The sequence below is a fragment of the Curtobacterium sp. MCBA15_016 genome, from assembly GCF_001865105.1.
In the GTDB taxonomy this organism is placed as follows: domain Bacteria; phylum Actinomycetota; class Actinomycetes; order Actinomycetales; family Microbacteriaceae; genus Curtobacterium.
The window spans coordinates 54,799-73,480 of sequence record NZ_MJGR01000020.1 but is presented as its reverse complement, the minus strand read 5'-3'; the positions used below and the strand labels follow the sequence as shown (position 1 = coordinate 73,480).

The window sequence follows — 18,682 nt, the reverse complement described above, 5'->3', positions numbered from 1 at the left end:
AGAGAGCGCGGACATGGCCCCGCACGTCCACGGACGGCGCCGCAGCCCCCAGAATGGTTCCACCGTGACATCATCCACACCGACCGGCGAGCGCCGACGCCGTCTCCTCGCCGACCTCACCCCGCTCCGCCGCTCCCCCGCGTTCGCCCGGCTCTGGCTCGGCACCGCCATCGCCGGCATCGGCACGCAGATGACCACCGTCGCCGTCGGCCTCGAGGTCTACGACATCACCGGCTCCACCTTCGCGGTCGCCCTCGTCGGCGTGATCGCGCTCCTGCCGATGATCGTCGCCGGCCTCTACGGCGGGATGCTCGCCGACGCGTTCGACCGGCGCACCGTCGCACTCGTGTCCGCCGTGATCGCCTGGGCCGCCGTGGCCCTGATCGCCACGCACGCCTGGCTCGGACTGCACAGCGTCGCCCTGCTCTACGTCCTCGCCACGGTCAACGCCGTCGCCGCGACCGTGAGCAACGCCTCCCGCTCCGCGATCGTGCCCCGGCTCGTGGGCACGGACCTGCTGCCGGCGGCGAGCGCCCTCGGCGGCATCGCGTCGGGGTTCCAGGTCACGGTGGGTCCCGCGGTCGCGGGCGTGCTCATCGCGGCCGTCGGCTTCGCACCGACGTACACGATCGACGTGGTCCTGTTCACGTTCGCGTTCCTCGGGGTGTTCACCCTGCCGCGGATGGCCGCCGACCGGGACGCGCTCCGTCCGGGGCTCAGCTCGCTCGTCGAGGGGGCGCGGTTCCTCCGACGGTCGCGGAACATCACCATGACGTTCGTGCTCGACATCGTCGCGATGACGTTCGGGCAGCCCCGCGTGCTCTTCCCCGCGATCGGTGCGCTCGTGATCGGCGGCGGGTCGATCACCGTCGGCACCCTCACCGCGGCGTACGCGATCGGAGCCCTGCTCTCGAGCGTCTTCTCCGGCCCGCTCGGCCACGTCCGCCGCCAGGGCGAGGCGGTCGGCTGGGCGATCACCGCCTACGGTGGCGCCATCGCGGCGTTCGGCGTGGTCATCGCCTGCGCCCACGCGCTCGGCGGCCGCGAGGGCGACGCGTTCAGCACCGGCATCCTGCCCGCGCTCGGCCTCGCGGCACTCTTCCTCGCGGCGGCCGGCGGCGCGGACAACGTCAGCTCGGTGTTCCGGAACACGATCCTGCAGGCCGCCTCCCCGGACGGCATGCGCGGACGTCTGCAGGGCATCTTCATCGTCGTCGTCACCGGTGGACCGCGGCTGGGCGACCTCTACGCGGGGCTGGTGGTCGCCGCCGGCATCGCGTACCCGCCGATCATCGGCGGCGTGCTGATCATCGGCCTGGTCGCGCTGCTCCTCCGCGCGGTGCCGTCCTTCCGCCGGTACGACGCACGGCACCCGCACGCGAACTGACGAGCGGAGCGGCCGCCGGACGCGACCGTCGACCGGACGGGAGGCGCGGTGCGGGCCGCCACCGCGCCTCCTGGCCCGCAGGTGTCGGGTACCGTACAACGCATGCCGGACAGCGCATCGCGCGACCTCCAGCGGACGGGAGTCCGCGCCGTGGTCCGGCGCACCTACCACTCGGTCATCCGGCACCGCGTCGTCGACGCGGCGGCGTCGCTGACGTTCTTCGCGCTGCTCACGGTGTTCCCGACGACGCTGACCGTGGTGTCGGCCCTGTCGATCGTGGACCGGCAGGGCGACAGCCTCGAGGACATCATCGGGATCCTCGGGTTCATCGTCCGCCCCGAGACGGCGTCGCACCTCGAGGGTCCGCTCCGGCAGCTCCTCACCCTGGACAACCCGTGGCTCGGCTTCGCGATCGGCGTCGTGCTGACGCTGTGGTCGCTCTCCGGGTACGCGACGGCGTTCGGCCGGGCGATGAACACCGCCTACGAGGTCGAGGAGGGGCGTCGCATCTGGAAGTTCCGCAGCATGATGCTCCTCGTCACGCTGCTCGTGATGGCCGGCGGTGCGATCGCGATCGTGATCCTGCTCGGCACCCCGACGATCTCCGCCGCGGTCATCCGGTCCTTCGGGTGGGCGCCGTGGATCGACGACCTCTGGAACGTGGTGAAGTGGCCGATACTCGCCGCCGACCTCGTCGTGATGGTCGCGGTGCTGTACTACGCGACGCCGAACGTGAAGACACCGCAGCTGCGGTGGGTGTCCGCCGGTGCCGGGTTCGCCATCGTGACGTGGGCGCTGGCGACGCTCGGGTTCTCGCTCTACGTCGAGACGATCGGCGGCGGCAACAAGGCGTACGGGTGGCTCGGTGGCGCGATCCTGCTGCTCGTGTACCTGTACATCTCGAACTTCGTCCTCGTGGTGGGCGGTGAGCTCGACTCCGAGGTGATCCGGATGCGCCAGCTCCTCGCCGGGATCGAGGCCGACGAGTCCATCCGGCTGCCGCTGCGCGACGTCACGCGGAACTTCACGCTCGCCCGGTGGCGGGACGCCGACATCGCCGCCGCGCACCACGTCCGGACGATCGCGGCGCAGCGGGCGGCCGAGGACGACGCCGATCCCGCCCGTGCCGAGGCGGCGGAACACCTGCGGGACCTGTCCCGGCAGGTGCGGGTCGGCGAGCCGCCGATGCCGTAGGCGCCGGGTGAACGCTGCTCGCACGGTGCGAGCCCGCGATCGCAGTGTGCGAGGTTCCGACCGGTGTGGGAGCGCGATTGCCCCGCACCGTGCGCGGAACCTCGCACACTGCGGAGGCGCGGCGCGGCGCGGCGCCGCGCCGCGCGTCAGCGCTCGCGCGCCGCCCGGTCGAGCATCTCCTCGGTGACGACCGGGATCGCCCCCGTGGCCAGCTCGATGCCCGACAGCCGCGCCGGGCTCAGGACGCGCTGGACCTGGTCCTCCTCCATGAGCCCCGCCGCGGTCACGAGCGTCGAGATGGGCGTCGAGGTCGTCAACGCCGTGTGCGCGATCGACGCCGCGGCCGCGTACCCGATGTACGGCGTGAGCGCGGTGACGACGCCGACGTTCGTGTCGACCTGGGCCGCGAGCTTCGCCTCGTTCGCCTCGATCCCGGCCACGCAGTTCACCCGGAGCGTCGCGCACCCGCTCGCCATCCACTGCAGCGACTGCAGGATCGAGTGGGCGATGATCGGCTCGAACGCGTTGAGCTGCAGCTGCCCGCCCTCGGCTGCCATCGTGACCGTGGTGTCCGCCCCCACGACCGCGAACGCGATCTGGTTCACGACCTCGGGGATGACCGGGTTCACCTTGCCCGGCATGATCGAGGACCCTGCCTGCCGCGCCGGGAGCGTGATCTCCCCCAGGCCGGCCTGCGGACCCGAGGCCAGCAGCCGCAGGTCGTTGCAGATCTTCGAGAGCTTCGCCGCGCTCCGCTTCACGGTGCCGGAGAGGGTCATGAACGCGCCGGCGTCGCTCGTCGCCTCGATGAGGTCCGGGGCCGTCACGATGTCGAGCCCGGACGCGACCTGCAGCTGGCGGCGGACCTCGTCGCGGTACTGGGGGTCGGCCGTGATGCCCGTGCCGATCGCCGTCGCGCCGAGGTTCGTCTCGGCGAGCAGCGGCATGACCGTCTTGAGCAGGAGGACGTCCTCCTGGATGGTGTGCGAGAAGCCGGTGAACTCCTGCCCGAGGGTCATCGGCACCGCGTCCTGCAGCTGGGTGCGCCCGATCTTCAGCACGTCCTGGAAGGCGTGCCCGCGCTCCGCGAAGGCGTCGGACAACGCCTCGAGCTGCGACACGAGCCGCCGCACGCCGAGGATCATCGCGAGCTTGATGCTCGTCGGGTACGTGTCGTTCGTCGACTGGCTGCGGTTGACGTGGTCGATCGGGTGCAGGTACCCGTAGTCGCCCTTCTCGCGGCCGAGGAGCTCGAGGGCGCGGTTCGCGAGCACCTCGTTCGTGTTCATGTTCGTCGAGGTACCGGCACCGCCCTGCACGATGTCGACGACGAACTGGTCCCGGAGCGAACCGTCGCGGACCTCCTGCGCGGCACGGTCGATGGCGTCGGCACGCTCGGCGTCGAGCACCCCGATCGCCTTGTTCGCCCGGGCGGCCGCCTGCTTGACGGTCGCGAGGGCCTCGATGAGGTCCGGGTAGACCGCGATCGGCACCGAGGTGATGGGGAAGTTCTCGAGGGCGCGGAGGGTGTTGATGCCCCAGTACGCGTCCGCTGGGACGTCACGCGACCCCAGGGAGTCGGTCTCGGTACGGGTCTGTGCTGCTTCGTTGCCGGTCACGCCCACGAGGGTAGCCCGTCCGGCCGGTCGGGGCCGGGCCCCGGCCCCGGCGGGCGCGTCGCGACGTGCGCGGACGTCGCGGGTGGCGCCGTGGACGCGCGCGGTGACGGCCTGGAGGCGCGGTGCGGGTCGGCACCGTGCCTCCAGGCCGTCAAGGGGTCGCGCCCAGGGCACGCACGCCGGTCGGCGCGGGATGCGTCAGTGGAACTGCGGGACGATGAGGTAGATGCCGTAGAGGACGGCCGCGCCGGAGACGACGAAGCAGGCGACGGACAGCGTCCGGAACCAGCGCACGGCGGTCGTGACGTTCGACGGGTGCGGGAACCCGACCGTCGCCGGACCGATCGTGCCGTCGTCCTTCACGGTGAACTTGCCGGCGCGGGTGTCGGCGGCGCTCCAGAAGCGGAGGCCGATCGAGTACACGGTGACCACGAAGCACGCGCCGACGAGCGACACGATCGCCACAGTGAGGAACGCGAACCAGTCGATGCTCATCAGCGTCGTCCTCCCTTGCGGCCGGCCATGCGGCGCAGGGTGCGCTCGCGGCTCAGCTCGGCTCGACGCGCGGCGACGGTCTCGGCGCGCTTCTTCCGCTGCAGGTCACGCAGCTCCTTGCGGGTGAACACCGCGTTGGCGGCGACGTCCACCTCGATCGCGGCGGCCTGCTCGTGCGGCTTGCGGAGCGACCACAGGTAGAGCCCGAGGATCACCGCGGCGCCGACGACCGCGTCGATGACGAGGCCCGTGACGCCGAGGCGGGCGATGCCGGACGCGACCGCGCCGACGGCAGCGGCTGCCGGGAGGGTGATGAACCAGGCGATCACGATCTTGCCGGCGGTGGACCACTGGATCTTCGACCCGCGGCGGCCCAGACCGGCGCCGATGATCGATCCGGAGGACACCTGCGTGGTGGACAGCGCGAAGCCGAGGTGGCTCGAGGCGAGGATCGTCGCCGCGGTCGACGCCTCGGCCGCGAACCCCTGCGTCGCGCGGATCTCGGTGATGCCGGACCCGAGCGTGCGGATGATGCGCCACCCGCCGGTGTACGTGCCGAGGGCGATCGCCAGGGCGCAGGCGATGACGACCCAGAACTGGACGCCCTGCTCGGACGACTGCGCACCCGAGGCGATGAGGGTCAGCGTGATGACGCCCATCGTCTTCTGCGCGTCGTTCGTGCCGTGCGCGAGCGACACCATCGAGCTCGTGAAGACCTGGCCGATGCGGAAGCCGCCGCGCTCGTTCGGGAAGACCGGGCGCCGGGTGATCCGGTACGCGATCCGCGTGGACAGGAACGAGACCAGCGCGGCGATCACCGGCGAGAGGAACGCGGGGATGATCACCACCGTCAGCAGGGCCGCGTAGTTGACGGCGTTGAACCCCGCACCGACGATCGCGGCACCGATGAGCCCGCCGAACAGCGCGTGCGAGGACGACGACGGCAGGCCGCGCAGCCACGTGATCATGTTCCAGACGACCGCCCCGATGAGCCCGGCGAAGATCATCTCCGGGCTGATCGCCACGCCTCCGGGCCCCTCGTTGATGAGGCCGTGCGAGATCGACGTCGCCACCGCGGTGCTGAGGAACGCACCGACGAGGTTGAGCACCGCGGCGACCGTGACGGCCACCTTGGGCTTCATCGCACCGGTGGCGATCGGGGTCGCCATCGCGTTGGCGGTGTCGTGAAAACCGTTTGTGAAGTCGAAGAAGAGGGCCAACGCGATGACCAGGACGACTATGAGTGTGATGTCCACCGCGGGCAAGTGTCCCAGGCTGGACGCCGCCTGGCAAACCCTGTCGGACACCTGCTGTTCATGTCGCCTTCGGACTCGTTCAGATCCGGAACCATTCCGATGGGAGAATGGACGGTATGGACACCGTCGAGCTCCTCATCCTGTTGGTCGGATCGCTCGCGGTGACGGGGTTCGCTCGGGCCAAGGGACTGCCGGCGCCACTGCTCGTGACGGCCGTCGCCCTGGCCGCGTCGTTCCTGCCGGGCCTCCCGCCGATCGAGATCGACTCCGAGGTCATCCTGACGATCATCCTGCCGCCGCTGCTCTACTCGGCGGCGCTCGACGTGTCGTGGCAGAGCTTCCGGCAGTCGATCAAGCAGATCCGTCGACTCGGCATCTTCCTCGTGATCATCACGGCACTGGCCGTCGGCCTCGCGGCGTACATCATCATCCCCGACATGGACTGGCCCGCGGCGATCCTGCTCGGCGCGATCGTCGCCCCGCCGGACGCGGTGTCGGCCGCCGCGATCGGCCGGAAGCTCGGGCTCCCCCGCCGCGTGATGACGGTGCTGTCCGGCGAGAGCCTCATCAACGACGCCGCGTCCCTGACGCTCGTGCGCGTCTTCACCTTGATCGCGGCGGGCACCTCGCTGACGATCTGGCAGGACCTCGGGATCTTCGGCCTCGCGATCGGCGTCGGGCTGGCGGTCGGCATCGTCCTCGGCGTCGCGGTGCACTGGATCCGGATGCGGATCAACGACCCGGTGGTCGAGACGATCATGAGCATCCTGCTGCCGTTCGTCGCGTACATCCTCGCCGAGGACCTCTCCGGCTCCGGGGTGATCGCGGTGGTGACCGCCGGCCTCTACATCGGCTACAACTCGCCGAAGGAGGGCTACGCGACCCGGCTGCAGGAGCGCCCGCTCTGGACGAGCATCGACGTCATCCTCGAGGGGTTCGTCTTCGCCCTCATCGGCCTCCAGCTCAACACCGTCGTGCAGGACCTCGTCGAGAGCGAGCGCAGCCTCGGGCAGACCCTGACCGCCGCGGCCGTGGTGCTCGTGGTGGTGATCCTCGTGCGGCCGCTCTTCGTGTTCGAGTCCTACGTGCGCAACCGCTTCAACGGCAGGTGGTTCCGACCCCTGCGCATCCGGCTGTCCCGCGGCCACCCGTCCCTGCGGTGGATGCGCGGCTCGGCGGAACCGAAACTCAACTGGCGCGAGCTGACCGTCATCTCGTGGACGGGCATGCGTGGCGTGGTGACCCTCGCCGCCGCCGTGTCGGTCGTGGCGAACCCGGTCGACATCAAGGCCCAGGACACCATCTTCATCATCGCGTTCATCGTGACGGTGGGGACCCTCCTGCTCCAGGGACTCACCCTGCCGTTCGTGATCCGGTCGCTCAAGGTGCAGGACCCGGCCGAGGGCGAGGAGGACGTCCGCAGCGAGATGCGCCTCAACCAGCGCACGACCGAGGCCGCGATCGAGCTGCTCGAGAAGCGACGTCCGGACTGGTCGAAGCAGTACGGCGACGAGGCCGTCGATGCCGTCGTGAACCGGCTCAAGGCCCGGCTCGAGCGCCAGGCGGAGACGTTCCGCCGCGACGCCGAGGAAGAGGAGGACGAGGAGCGCAACGCCCCGGTCCGCCTGCGGGGTGCCCAGATCCAGGACATCCGGCGGGAACTGCTCGACCGTCGCCGCGAGATCGTGCTCGAGGAACGCGAGAAGGGCAACCTCGACGAGGAGGTCATGCGCCGCGTGCTCGTGACCCTCGACGCCGAGGAACTGGCGATGGACTCGGCGCAGGCGTCGCGCAGCCGGTCCTGACCGCGACCAGGATCCCGGGCGTATCCTGGCGGCCCGACCCAGAACAGGAGCGCATCGCCGAGTGAGCACGCCGCGGAACGACGTCCCCAGGAACAACGACCTCCCGGATCGTGACGGGGGGCCGCGGCAGTCATCCGCTCCCAAGCAGCGCACGACACGTCCGTCCACCCGCGGTGGCTCGAAGCCCCGACGCGGTGCCCCGGTCGCCGGCACCCGGCCGACCCGCACCGGCTCCGGTGGTCCCGGTCGCGTCCGGCAGGCACCCGTCCCGGAACCGCAGCGCATCAGCGGCTACCGGCGCTGGTTCGGGACGCTGCACCCGTCGCTCCAGTTGATCGGCCTGCAGCTCTGGATGCCGCTGTTCTTCATCGTCGGCTTCTGCCTCTGCTACGTCTTCGCGTTCCACGCCCCGCACCCGCACGACGTCCCCGTGGCACTCGTCGGCAGCGACCCGACCCTGGTGGCCGCGATGCAGAAGGCGCTGCCGGGCGAGTACCTCTTCCACACCTACGACTCCCTCGCGCAGGCCAAGCGCGACGTGCTCGCCGGCACCATGGCCGTGGCGTACGACCCCTCGACGAACGAGGTCTTCAAGGCCACCGCGCACCAGTTCCAGGTCGCCTCGCTCGTCCCCGCGACGCTGACAACCGTCCTGACCGGCATCGGGGTCGCCGCCCCCACCGTGACCGAACTGGCTCCGCTGCCCGCCTGGGACGAGTACGGCACCGTCGCCATGTACGTCATGCTCGCCTGGTGCATCGGCGGCTACATGGTCGCGATGTTCATCGGCATCATGGGCGGCCCGCTCCGGCACCGCACCCGCATGGCCGTCATCGTCGTCGGTGGCCTGGTCATCTCGCTCATCACGAACACCCTCGCCGGGCCCGTGGTCGGCGCCATCCACGGACACTGGATCGAACTCGTCCTCATCGCCTGGGGCTGGATCGTCGCGATCGGCCTCGCCGTCAACGGGCTGAGCTACTTCGTCGGCCGGTTCATCGCCGCGCCGGCCATGATCTGCTTCGTCTTCCTGTCGATGCCGTCGTCCGGCGGCGCCTACCCGAAGTGGTTCATGCCGGAGCCGTTCGCGTGGCTCAACAACGTCGTCGTCGGCTCGAGCATGGTCGACATGATCAAGCACCAGATCTACGGCGTCGGCCCGTCGTACTCGCGCGGCCTCATCACGATGGCCTGCTACGCCGGCGCCGGACTCGTCCTCATGTACTTCGGCAAGCAGTGGTGGGAGCGCCGACGCATCCGTGCCATCGTCACCGGCCGCACGACGATGTTCCAGGACGCCCAGACCGCGAACCGCGAGTTCCTCGGCAAGCAGCGCGACGCCGAGCTCGAGCGCCACGGGCTCACCTCGACCGAGACCGGCACGCTGAGCGTCCTCCACGACGACGACTGGGAGGACGAACGCGTCGGCGGCGACGTCTTCATGGGCGGTCGCGACGGCCTCGAGACCGAGACCACGCCCACGGGTCGCATCCCCGTCGTCCGTGGGGACCGCACCGGTCCGGTGCAGCGTCCAGGAGGCGCGGCGACCGGCCCCCGCACCCGTCCCGTCCCACGGGCGGACGGGTCCAGGGCACCGGGTCGCGCCGACGCCACGGGTCGCCCCGCCGACGGCGCCGGCGAACGACCGCACGGTCGGCACGCGGACCGCTGAGCCCCGGGCGCCTCGCCGCGCGCGCCTCCGGCGCCCGTGCGTGTGCGGCGCCCGTGCGTGTGCATGTTCCGACATCGCACGCGTCGATCGACGGGCACGATGTCGAACGGTGCACACGCATCCGATGCACGTGCACACTTCGACACTGTGCGAGTCGATCGACGCGCGCAGTGTCGCACGGTACACGCGCATCGAGACGACCGACGCCCGGACCGCGTCCGCACGGCGCGTATCCTGGGGGCATGAACCCGCGCATCGCCTGGCACCGCGTCCTCGTCACCGTCGTCGTCGTGTTCCTCGTGCTGACGGTCGGGTTCTACGCGGCGAGTGTGCTGCTCGCCCCCGCCGACGGCCGCAACGTCGCCGGGCTGTTCGTCGGCTGGGCGATGTTCGCGATGATCGGCGCGATCGTGTTCGGCATCATCGACTTCTTCGTGCGCCCACTCGGCGGTCGGAGCGGTGACGCCGAGGTCATCGCCGCGGCCGAGGAAGCCCGCACCGGCAGCACCCGCACGCAGACCCCCACCCGGTAGGACGACGCGCTGGGACGGCGACGGGTCAGGGTCCGGACGGCGCTGCCACTCCGGTGCCGGTGTAGCCCGACACCGTGGCATCGTCCTCGGCGAACGTGAACCGCGCCCGCACCGATCCCCCGCCGAGCACGCCCGGCAGCCAGTACTTCGCGTCGTCCCACATCGCGTCGAACGGCACGGCGTCGACCGGGATCCAGCGGGGTTCGAGTTCGTCGCTGCCCGACGGGCTGCCCTGCCAGCGGCGGCAGACGAAGACGTCCGAGACCTGGGACCAGGACGGGCGGTACGGGAACCGGTAGTCCAACGTGCCCCGCGCCTCCAGGTCCGCCGCGTCGATCCGCAGGCCGACCTCTTCCGCGACCTCGCGCACCGCCGTCTCGACGGCGGACTCCCCCGGTTCCCGCTTGCCGCCGGGTCCGACGAGCCGGCCGGTCCCGAGGCCGCGTCGCTTCTCCCCGAGGAGCACCTCGGGACCCTGTTCGCCGTCGCGCACGAGGTAGACGACGACCACGGCGGGGTGCTGGGACTTGCTCGGGTCGCGTGGGGTCACGCGTCCAGTCTGGCCGAAGTTCTGGCGTAGGCTTTTTCCATGGCGGGCACGCTGCGGGGGCACCATGGCTGAGCCGGGCAGGACCGGGCGCAGCCTCGAAGTGCTGCGCGCCGAGGCAGCCGAGGAGATCTCGATGATCGTCGAGCACCGCAGCCGCCAGGGCGAGGACCCGTGGGAGTTCATGCCGACGCTCCCCACCGTGGACGAGCAGGTCGTGCTCATCCTCCGCGCCGACGCCGTCGAGCTGGACGCCGCGATCGGGCAGCGGAGCGCGCAGTGGTCGATGCACCCCGCCTCCGGGCAGGGCACCCGCCTCGGCGAGGAGTACCACCGGCTCCGTCGCATCGCGCTGCAGCACCCCGAGCTGACGCCGGCGGTGTGGAAGCTCATGGGCGCGCTCCCCGAAGCCGGCTAGGTCGTTCCCGGCCGGGCTGCGGTTGGATGGCCCCATGACCGAAACCGTGCTCGCCGTCCTGAACCAGCCCTCCCGCGACCGCGCGCCGCACGACCCCGCGGCGGACGCGTTCACGTGGGCGAAGCCCCTCGAGGAGCACGTCCAGGTGCAGGACCTCGGCATCATCCGCGGCGACGGGGTCTTCGAGACCGTCACCGTGATCGACGGGCACCCGCAGGCGCTCGAGGCGCACCTGGCGCGCTTCGGCCGCTCGGCCGCGATGCTCGACCTGCCCGCACCCGACACCGACGCCTGGCGCCGGGCGATCGAGGCGGTGTGCGCCCGGCTCGACCCGGTCCGCGAGGCCTTCGTCAAGACCGTCCTCACCCGCGGCGTCGAGGGCTCGGACCGCCCGACGGGGTGGGTCTACGCGGCACCGTCCGGCGACTCGACCGCCGCACGCACCGAGGGCATCTCGGTCGTCACGCTCGACCGCGGCTACCGGCACGACGTCGAACGGACGTCCCCGTGGCTGCTGCAGGGCGCGAAGACGCTGTCGTACGCGGTGAACATGGCAGCGCTCCGCGAGGCCGGCAGACGCGGTGCGGACGACGCCGTGTTCGTCTCCACGGACGGCTACGTGCTCGAGGGCACGCGCGCGAACCTCGTCCTCTCCGTCGGCGGGCGGCTCGTGACACCGCGCACCGACATCGGGATCCTCGCCGGGACGACGCAGGCGGACGTGTTCCGCTTCGCCGAGGAAGCGGGCATCGAGACCGCCTACGAGCTCCTCACGCTGGACGACTTCCACGCGGCGGACGCGGCCTGGCTCGTCTCGAGCGTGCGCCAGGCGGCGCCGATCCGGTCGGTGAACGGTGTCGCGCGGGCGATCGACGCGGAACTCACGACGCGCATCAACGACTTCCTGCTGGCGCGCGAGGTCTGAGACCCGCCTGCGGGCGGCGGACGGGAGGCGCGGTGCGGGCCCGCACCGTGCCTCCCGTCCGGAACCTGGTCGCTACCAGCGCGGCGTGGTGACGCCCGTGCCGTCGGCCCACTCGAAGACGGACTCGCCCTCGATCCAGACGCGCGTCGCGCGGCTGGTCGCGTCGAGCGGGTCGCCGTCCCACAGGACGAGGTCGGCGTCGTAGCCCTCGGCGAGGCGGCCGACGCGGTCCCCGAACCCGAGGAAGTCGGCGGGGTTCGTCGTGAGCGCCTCGAGCGCGGTCTGGCGGGGCAGCCCCTCCTTCACCGCCGCGGTGGCCTGGTCGACGAGCATGCCGATCGGGACGACCGGGGCGTCGGTCGTGATCGCCACGCGGACCCCGGCCGCCGCGATCGCCGCGAGGTTCGGGATCCCGCGGTCGCGGAGCTCGACCTTCGAGCGGCTCGTGAAGAGCGGGCCGTAGATGACGGGGATGTCCTTCTCGGCGAGGACGTGCGCGATCTTGTGCGCCTCGGTGCCGTGGTTCACGACCAGGCGGTACCCGAACTCCTCGGACAGCCGGATCGCGGTGGCGATGTCGTCGTGGCGGTGCGTGTGCTGGTCCCACGCGAGCTCGCCGTCGAGGACGCGGACGAGCGCCTCCTTCGTGAGGTCGCGGGCGAACGGCTCGCCCTTCGCGGCGGCGGCGTCGCGGGCGGCACGGTAGTTCTGGGCCTCGACGAAGGCATCGCGGATGATCTTCGCGACGCCGAGACGGGTGGACGGGGTCTGTCCCTTGCCGCCGTACACGCGCTTCGGGTTCTCGCCCAGCGCGCTCTTGATGCTCACCGCGTCGGAGATGAGCTGCTCGTCGATCGTGCGGCCGCCCCAGGTCTTGATCGCGACGGTCTGGCCGCCGATCGGGTTTCCGGACCCGGGCTTGACGACGATCGAGGTGATGCCGCCGGCGAGGGCGTCGCGGAAGCCCTCGTCGTCGATGTCGATCGCGTCGATCGCGCGCACCCCGGCCATGTTCGGGCCGGTCATCTCGTTCGTGTCGTTGCCCGCCTCGCCGTTCGCCTCCTCGTGGATGCCGACGTGCCCGTGCGACTCGACGAAGCCCGGGACGAGCCACGCGCCAGCGGCGTCGACGACCGGCAGCCCGGCCGGGGGCGAGACGTCCGGGCCGATCGCGGTGATGCGACCGTCCTCGACCACGACGGAGCCGCCGTCGAACTCGGGGGCGGTGACGGGGACCACGTGTGCGTTCGTCACGACGAAGGAGTTGCTCATGCCACCACGGTACCGACGGGGGCGGACACCGCGGCCGTGCACACGACATGCAGATTCCTGGCGGCGGTGGCCGACGCCGCTCTAGCGTCGAGCCGTCGTCCCGTCGTCCCGTCGTCCCGTCGACCCGTCGTCCCGTCGTCCTGTCGTCCCGTCGTCCCGTCGTCCCGTCTCGTCCACCGTGGAGGAACCGATGCCCCGCACCGAGCACCCCTGGCCGTCCCACACCACCGTCACGCTGCCCTGGCGCAGCAGCGTGCGCGGCCCGCGGCACGACCGCGAGACGACGTCGGTGGTGGCGTCGGTCCCGCCGCGCATCGCCCGGCTCCCCTGGTCCCCGGACGCCGACACCGCAGCGCTGCTCGACCGCGCCGCCGCCGCGCTCGTGCACCTCGACGAGCACCACGGCGACCGGCTCGCCGTGCTCGGTCGCGTGCTCGACCGGACCGAGGCCGTCGCGACCTCCCGCATCGAGGACGAGCACGCCACGCTCGACGACCTCGCGCGTGCCGTGGTCGGCGTCCGGGCGAACCGCAGCGCGACGGCGATGGTCCGGGCCGGCGAGGCGATCGAGACGCTCGTGTCCTCCGCGGCGTCCGGCACGATCACGGAACGGGCGCTGCTCGCGGCCCACCACCGGCTCCTGCGCGACGACCCGGTCGACGGCCGGTACGCCGGACGCTGGCGGGACGTGCAGAACTGGATCGGCGGCGGCGCCACGCCCCGGCTCGCGCGCCACGTCCCGCCGCCGGCCGCGCTCGTGCCCGAGCTGATGGACGACCTGTTCGCGTTCCTCCACCGCGACGACCTGCACCCGATCGCGCAGGCGGCCATCGCGCACGCGCAGTTCGAGTCGATCCACCCGTTCACCGACGGCAACGGGCGGATCGGCCGCGCGCTCGTCGCCGCCGTGCTCCGCCGTCGTGGCCTCGCTCGGATCGTCACGGTGCCGGTCGCGACCGCCCTGGTCGCCGAGCGGGACCGGTACTTCTGGCACCTCGACCGGTACCGTCGCGGTGTCGTCGACGAGTGGGTCCGTGACCTCGCGATCGCGATCGGCACGGTGTGCGACGAAGCCACGGTCACGGCGCTGCTCCTCGACGAGGCCGCCGTCCCCCGCGGGTCGCGGTGGTGGCCGACCCGGGCGCACGACGCCGTCGCCCGGACCCTCCTCGACGATCCCGTCGTCACCGAGGACCACCTCGAGCAGCTGCTCGGCGACGACGCCCGCTCGATCGACACCGTGACCGACGACCTCTGCCGCGCCGGGGTGCTGCGGCCGGTGACCGAGCGGCGCCGTCGCCGAGCGTGGCTCGCGGTGGCCGTCGCCGACGAGGTGACGGCCTTCACCGACCGCGTCCACGACGCCGTCACACACCGGGCGAATAGGGTGGGGTGGTGAGCACCGAGCACGCCCAGGCCACCCCGCCCACCGCCGCCAAGCGGCCCGTGACGCGGACCCACCACGGCATCGACTTCGTCGACGACTACGAGTGGCTGCGCGACAAGGAGTCGCCGGACACCCTGGCCTACCTCGAAGCCGAGAACCGCCACACCGAACAGGCGACGGCGCACCTCGACGGACTGCGCGACCGGATCTTCGCCGAGGTGAAGAACCGCGTGCAGGAGACCGACCTCTCGGTGCCCGTCCGCATGGGCGACTGGTGGTACTTCACGCGCACGGCCGAGGGCAGCCAGTACGGCGTGCACTGCCGTGCGCCGATCAGCGGCCCGGACGACTGGACCCCGCCGGCGGTGACCGAGGGCGAAGCGACGCTCCCCGGCGAGCAGGTCGTCCTCGACGGCAACGCGCTCGCGGACGGGCACGACTTCTTCTCGCTGGGTTCCTACGACATCAGCGACGACGGCACGCGGCTCGTCTACGGCATCGACGTCGAGGGCGACGAGCGGTACACCCTGCACGTGCGGGACCTCACGACCGGCACCGACCTCGGCGACGAGATCCCGAACACCGGGTCCGGGGCGACGTTCGACCCGTCCGGCCGCTTCGTGTTCTACCCGACCGTCGACGACTCCTGGCGTCCCGACCGCATCTGGCGGCACACCGTGGGCAGCCCGGCGGCCGATGACGTCGTCGTGTTCGAGGAGCCGGACGACCGCTACTGGGTCGGCGTCGGGGTCACCCGGTCGTCGCAGTACATCGTGATCGAGCTCGGGTCGAAGATCACCTCCGAGGCGCTCGTCCTCGACGCGGCCGACCCCACCGGCGAGTTCCAGGTCGTGTGGCCCCGGCGCGAGGGCGTCGAGTACGAGATCGAGCACGCGATCGTGGGCGGCAGCGACCGGTTCCTCGTCCTGCACAACGACGGTGCCGAGAACTTCGAGCTCGTCGACGTCCCCGCGGACGACCCCACGTCGGAGCGCGACCGGCGGGTCGTCGTCGCGCACCACGCCGAGCGTCGGATCGAGGCGGTGGACGCCTTCGCCGGACACCTCGCGCTCGAGTACCGGTCCGAGGCGCTCCCCCGCGTCGCGATCATCCCGATCGAGGGCGACGGCTACGGCGACGCGCACGAGGTCCCCTTCGACGAGGCACTGTTCTCGGCCGGGCTCGGTGGCAACCCGGAGTGGGACCAGCCGACGCTCCGGATCGGGTTCACGTCGTTCGTCACCCCGTCCGAGGTGAGCGACCTCGACCTCGCGACCGGCGAGGTCACGGTCCTGAAGCGCCAGCCCGTGCTCGGCGGCTACGACCCGGCCGACTACGTCCAGGAGCGCGACTGGGCCACCGCCGACGACGGCACCCGCGTGCCGATCTCCCTCGTGTGGCGCCGTGACGCGGTGGACACCGACCGTCCGGCACCGCTGCACCTCTACGGCTACGGCTCGTACGAGCACTCGATCGACCCCGGGTTCAGCGTCATGCGCCTGTCGATGCTCGACCGCGGCGTCGTGTTCGCCGTCGCCCACGTGCGCGGTGGCGGCGAGATGGGTCGGCACTGGTACGAGAACGGCAAGACCCTCACGAAGAAGAACACCTTCTCCGACTTCGTCGCGGTCGCCACGCACCTGATCGACACCGGACGCACCACCGCCGACCGGCTCGTCGCCGAGGGCGGCAGCGCGGGCGGGCTCCTGATGGGCGCTGTGGCGAACCTCGCCCCGGAACGGTTCGCCGGGATCCTCGCGGCGGTGCCCTTCGTCGACGCGTTGACGAGCATCCTCGACCCCGACCTGCCGCTGACGGTCATCGAGTGGGACGAATGGGGCGACCCGCTGCACGACCCCGAGGTCTACCGGTACATGAGCGAGTACTCGCCGTACGAGAACGTCCGCGACGACGTGCAGTACCCGAAGATCCTCGCCGTGACGTCCATCAACGACACCCGTGTGCTGTACGTCGAGCCCGCGAAGTGGACCGCGAAGCTGCGTGAGGTCGGCGCTCCGGTGCTGCTCAAGACCGAGATGGCAGCGGGGCACGGCGGCGTCAGCGGCCGGTACGCCTCGTGGAAGGAGCGGGCGTTCGAGCTCGCCTGGCTCCTCGACGTCCTGGGGTTGGCGGACGAGGCGACCGCCGCGTGACGACTTCGTGAGCAGGAATGGTCGGGTTGCCCATCGGCACCCGACCATTCCTGCTCACGAAGCGAGCGCCCGGCGCTCACACGCGGTTGAGCGCGTGCACCGCCTCGTCGTAGGACTCCTCGGCGAGGCGCACCCGGTCGCCCGCGAGCACCCCGTACCCGAACGTGCCCTCGCCGCCGCGCTCGGCGATCGCCGCGTTCGTGCGCAGCGTGTCGAGCGCGTGCAGGGAGCGCACCCGCTCGGTGAGGACGTCGGCCGCCGTCCCGATCCGCTTCCACAGTGCGTGCGGGAACGCGTCGTCGCCGAGCACGTCCATCGTCAGGCGCGCGCGCATCGTCGCCTGCCAGGCGGCCTCGGTCGTGGCGCGGTCGGCGGCCTCACGCGCAGCGGCGGTGTCCGAGGTGTCGTCGGCGACCGCGGCGCGCACGAGTTCGCGGACCTCCGGCTTCACCTGGGCGACGACGTCCTGCGCGACCTTCTTCGGCGACCGGAGGGCCCACGCGGTCGGTGCGGGGCGCTCGACCGCGTCGTCGAGGGCGTCGAGGAGCTCGAGGAACGGCTCGCCGTGCAGGAACGCCACGACGTCCCGGACCGACTGGTCGCGACGTTCGCGGGTGGCCGCCAGGATCCGCTCGCGCGTCATCGCGTCGACGAGCTCGTCCTGCGCCGGGGTCGACGCACGCGGCAGCCGGTCGATGAGGTACTCCGCCAACGCAGCGCGCGCGGTGACGGCGGCGAGTCCGTCCGCCCCTGCGGCAGCGCGGTCGACGGCGTCGCCGGCGGCGAACGCCGGACGGTACGCGCCGAGGATCGCGGCGATCTCGAGGGCGGTCTCGGCCGCCTGCCGGAGGTCGGTGGCGTCGCCGGAGCGGAGCCGCGCCTCCTGGGCGAGGAGCGCGGCGCGGAGCTTCCGCAGCCGCTTCACCAGCACGCGTGCGGTCGTTCCCTTGTCCGGCTTGTCCTCGGCCTGGAGGCGCGGTGCCGGTGCTCCTACCAGCCCACGTGCCAGCTTGGACGAGACGGCGGCGGGGCCGGCGCCGACGGCGGCGAAGCGCCCGTCCAGCGACGCGAAGAGCTCGTGGGCGACCTGCGGGTCGACGCCGCCGACGATCTCGACCTCGACCTCTCGCCAGGTGCGCGGGGTCTCGGGGGCGTCGTCGTCGAGCCGCGTCGCGCGGACCTGGTCGTCGGCGAGCTCGGCGATCTGGTCGCCGTCCTCGTCGAGCAGCCGCGTCACCGTGCGGGTCGTCGTGATCCGGACCACCGGGTGGAGGCCCCGGCCACGGCGCTCGGTGAAGAGTGCGGCGAGGACCTCGTCGGGGACGGTGTCGGCGTCGTCGGTGAGTGGGAAGTGCTGCTCGTGCCGGACGGTGTCGGACGAGGCGCGCTTGATGTGCCAGCCGGCGTCGGGGCCACCGGTCCGTCGGCGCACCGTCACGCGGGCGGCCACGAGGTCGTACCGCTCGGTGTCCCAGTACGTGGCGTCGAGGTCGAACGGTTCCTGGTGCTCGGTGCGGATGATGCCGCCGATTCCCACGAGGTCCGGCAGGGCACCGCCCTCGGGCAGGTCGTAGGTTCGCTCGATCTCGAGGTGCGTGTCGCTCACGCGGTCCTGTCTACCAGGGCTTCCCCGTGTTCCCCGAACCGGCGGGGTTAGCCTGAGCACATGAGCGAGACGATCACCCGCGACGCGTTCGTGCCGGAGGCCGGCGCCGTCACGATGTTCACGACCAGCTGGTGCGGCTACTGCGCGCGCCTGAAGAACCAGATGTCCAAGGCCGGGGTCCCCTACCGCGAGGTCGACATCGAGCAGACGCCCGGCACGGCCGAACTCGTCGCCGAGGTCAACGGCGGCAACCAGACCGTGCCGACGCTGGTGTTCCCCGACGGCAGCACGGCGACGAACCCCTCGCTCGCCGAGGTCCAGTCGCGCATCTGACGCCGCGGAGCCCCGCACAACCGAAGTCCGTCCGAACCGCGCGATCGCGTGGTTCGGACGGACTTCCGTTGTGCGAGAGA

At 71.7% G+C, this 18,682-nt stretch carries 16 protein-coding genes; 10 read left to right on the top strand and 6 right to left on the bottom strand.

Annotation, left to right across the window (positions count from 1 at the left end; all coding sequences use genetic code 11):
- Nucleotides 1–64 precede the first annotated feature (64 nt).
- Both BIV03_RS08955 and BIV03_RS08950 read left to right on the top strand, forming a co-directional pair.
- On the top strand, nucleotides 65–1,387 hold the full coding sequence (locus tag BIV03_RS08955) for an MFS transporter (protein WP_083403314.1): 1,323 nt from the start codon (nucleotides 65–67) through the stop codon (nucleotides 1,385–1,387).
- A gap of 102 nt (nucleotides 1,388–1,489) precedes the next feature.
- Nucleotides 1,490–2,581: a YihY/virulence factor BrkB family protein gene (locus BIV03_RS08950; RefSeq protein ID WP_070416528.1), complete on the top strand. Its 1,092-nt coding sequence runs from the start codon at nucleotides 1,490–1,492 to the stop codon at nucleotides 2,579–2,581.
- Nucleotides 2,582–2,727: 146 nt separating this feature from the next.
- On the opposite strand, the gene BIV03_RS08945 is transcribed toward BIV03_RS08950, so the two are convergent.
- From BIV03_RS08945 to BIV03_RS08935, 3 genes are all read right to left on the bottom strand, one after another.
- The gene (locus tag BIV03_RS08945; RefSeq protein ID WP_070419138.1) at nucleotides 2,728–4,200 is read right to left on the bottom strand and encodes an aspartate ammonia-lyase; all 1,473 of its coding nucleotides are present in this window, start codon (nucleotides 4,198–4,200) and stop codon (nucleotides 2,728–2,730) included.
- Nucleotides 4,201–4,398: 198 nt separating this feature from the next.
- Nucleotides 4,399–4,695: a hypothetical protein gene (locus BIV03_RS08940; RefSeq protein WP_070416529.1), complete on the bottom strand. Its 297-nt coding sequence runs from the start codon at nucleotides 4,693–4,695 to the stop codon at nucleotides 4,399–4,401.
- Nucleotides 4,695–5,951 (bottom strand): inorganic phosphate transporter, encoded by a 1,257-nt coding sequence (locus BIV03_RS08935; protein ID WP_083294992.1) that lies wholly within the window; start codon nucleotides 5,949–5,951, stop codon nucleotides 4,695–4,697. The genes BIV03_RS08940 and BIV03_RS08935 overlap by 1 nt, the downstream gene beginning before the upstream one ends.
- 116 nt (nucleotides 5,952–6,067) lie before the next feature.
- On the opposite strand from BIV03_RS08935, the gene BIV03_RS08930 reads away from it, so the two are divergent.
- The 3 genes from BIV03_RS08930 to BIV03_RS08920 all read left to right on the top strand — a co-directional run bounded on the left by BIV03_RS08930 (nucleotide 6,068) and on the right by BIV03_RS08920 (nucleotide 9,961).
- Nucleotides 6,068–7,756: a sodium:proton antiporter gene (locus tag BIV03_RS08930; RefSeq protein ID WP_071295413.1), complete on the top strand. Its 1,689-nt coding sequence runs from the start codon at nucleotides 6,068–6,070 to the stop codon at nucleotides 7,754–7,756.
- Between the two features lie 61 nt (nucleotides 7,757–7,817).
- The gene (locus BIV03_RS08925; protein ID WP_071295412.1) at nucleotides 7,818–9,428 is read left to right on the top strand and encodes an ABC transporter permease; all 1,611 of its coding nucleotides are present in this window, start codon (nucleotides 7,818–7,820) and stop codon (nucleotides 9,426–9,428) included.
- A 242-nt stretch (nucleotides 9,429–9,670) separates the two neighbouring features.
- Nucleotides 9,671–9,961, top strand: coding sequence for a hypothetical protein (locus BIV03_RS08920; RefSeq protein ID WP_071295411.1), 291 nt, complete (start codon nucleotides 9,671–9,673; stop codon nucleotides 9,959–9,961).
- Nucleotides 9,962–9,986: 25 nt separating this feature from the next.
- Here the strand turns inward: BIV03_RS08920 and BIV03_RS08915 are convergent, their stop codons facing one another.
- Entirely contained in the window at nucleotides 9,987–10,511 is a 525-nt protein-coding gene (locus BIV03_RS08915; protein WP_175475779.1) for an 8-oxo-dGTP diphosphatase, read from the bottom strand.
- A 64-nt stretch (nucleotides 10,512–10,575) separates the two neighbouring features.
- On the opposite strand from BIV03_RS08915, the gene BIV03_RS08910 reads away from it, so the two are divergent.
- Nucleotides 10,576–10,926 carry a tryptophan synthase subunit alpha gene (locus BIV03_RS08910; protein WP_070416534.1) on the top strand — a complete coding sequence of 117 codons (351 nt, stop codon included), beginning with the start codon at nucleotides 10,576–10,578 and terminating at the stop codon, nucleotides 10,924–10,926.
- 34 nt (nucleotides 10,927–10,960) lie between these two features.
- Complete coding sequence (locus BIV03_RS08905) at nucleotides 10,961–11,851, top strand: aminodeoxychorismate lyase (RefSeq protein WP_071295410.1); 891 nt, start codon at nucleotides 10,961–10,963, stop codon at nucleotides 11,849–11,851.
- Between the two features lie 72 nt (nucleotides 11,852–11,923).
- Here BIV03_RS08905 and BIV03_RS08900 read toward each other — a convergent pair whose 3' ends face one another.
- On the bottom strand, nucleotides 11,924–13,123 hold the full coding sequence (locus tag BIV03_RS08900) for an amidohydrolase (RefSeq protein ID WP_071295409.1): 1,200 nt from the start codon (nucleotides 13,121–13,123) through the stop codon (nucleotides 11,924–11,926).
- A gap of 190 nt (nucleotides 13,124–13,313) precedes the next feature.
- On the opposite strand from BIV03_RS08900, the gene BIV03_RS08895 reads away from it, so the two are divergent.
- Nucleotides 13,314–14,522: a Fic family protein gene (locus BIV03_RS08895; RefSeq protein ID WP_071295408.1), complete on the top strand. Its 1,209-nt coding sequence runs from the start codon at nucleotides 13,314–13,316 to the stop codon at nucleotides 14,520–14,522.
- Nucleotides 14,519–16,663, top strand: a complete 2,145-nt coding sequence (locus tag BIV03_RS08890) for a S9 family peptidase (protein WP_071295496.1) — start codon at nucleotides 14,519–14,521, stop codon at nucleotides 16,661–16,663. Before BIV03_RS08895 ends, BIV03_RS08890 begins: the two co-directional genes overlap by 4 nt.
- Nucleotides 16,664–16,739: 76 nt before the next feature.
- On the opposite strand, the gene BIV03_RS08885 is transcribed toward BIV03_RS08890, so the two are convergent.
- Nucleotides 16,740–18,269 (bottom strand): CYTH domain-containing protein, encoded by a 1,530-nt coding sequence (locus tag BIV03_RS08885; RefSeq protein ID WP_071295407.1) that lies wholly within the window; start codon nucleotides 18,267–18,269, stop codon nucleotides 16,740–16,742.
- 60 nt (nucleotides 18,270–18,329) lie between these two features.
- Here BIV03_RS08885 and BIV03_RS19570 point away from each other — a divergent pair, with 60 nt between their 5' ends.
- A complete protein-coding gene (locus BIV03_RS19570) occupies nucleotides 18,330–18,602 on the top strand; it encodes a mycoredoxin (protein ID WP_070416538.1) in 273 nt (90 codons plus the stop codon).
- The last annotated feature ends 80 nt before the right edge of the window (nucleotides 18,603–18,682 follow it).

Excerpts from the sequence above, each read along its gene's own strand:
- BIV03_RS08920 (WP_071295411.1), top strand. The coding sequence starts at position 9,671 with ATGAACCCGCGCATCGCCTGGCACCGCGTCCTCGTCACCGTCGTCGTC.
- BIV03_RS08895 (WP_071295408.1), top strand. The coding sequence starts at position 13,314 with ATGCCCCGCACCGAGCACCCCTGGCCGTCCCACACCACCGTCACGCTG.
- BIV03_RS08940 (WP_070416529.1), bottom strand. The coding sequence starts at position 4,695 with ATGAGCATCGACTGGTTCGCGTTCCTCACTGTGGCGATCGTGTCGCTC.
- BIV03_RS08910 (WP_070416534.1), top strand. The coding sequence starts at position 10,576 with ATGGCTGAGCCGGGCAGGACCGGGCGCAGCCTCGAAGTGCTGCGCGCC.
- BIV03_RS08900 (WP_071295409.1), bottom strand. The coding sequence starts at position 13,123 with ATGAGCAACTCCTTCGTCGTGACGAACGCACACGTGGTCCCCGTCACC.
- BIV03_RS08930 (WP_071295413.1), top strand. The coding sequence starts at position 6,068 with ATGGACACCGTCGAGCTCCTCATCCTGTTGGTCGGATCGCTCGCGGTG.
- BIV03_RS19570 (WP_070416538.1), top strand. The coding sequence starts at position 18,330 with ATGAGCGAGACGATCACCCGCGACGCGTTCGTGCCGGAGGCCGGCGCC.
- BIV03_RS08905 (WP_071295410.1), top strand. The coding sequence starts at position 10,961 with ATGACCGAAACCGTGCTCGCCGTCCTGAACCAGCCCTCCCGCGACCGC.
- BIV03_RS08950 (WP_070416528.1), top strand. The coding sequence starts at position 1,490 with ATGCCGGACAGCGCATCGCGCGACCTCCAGCGGACGGGAGTCCGCGCC.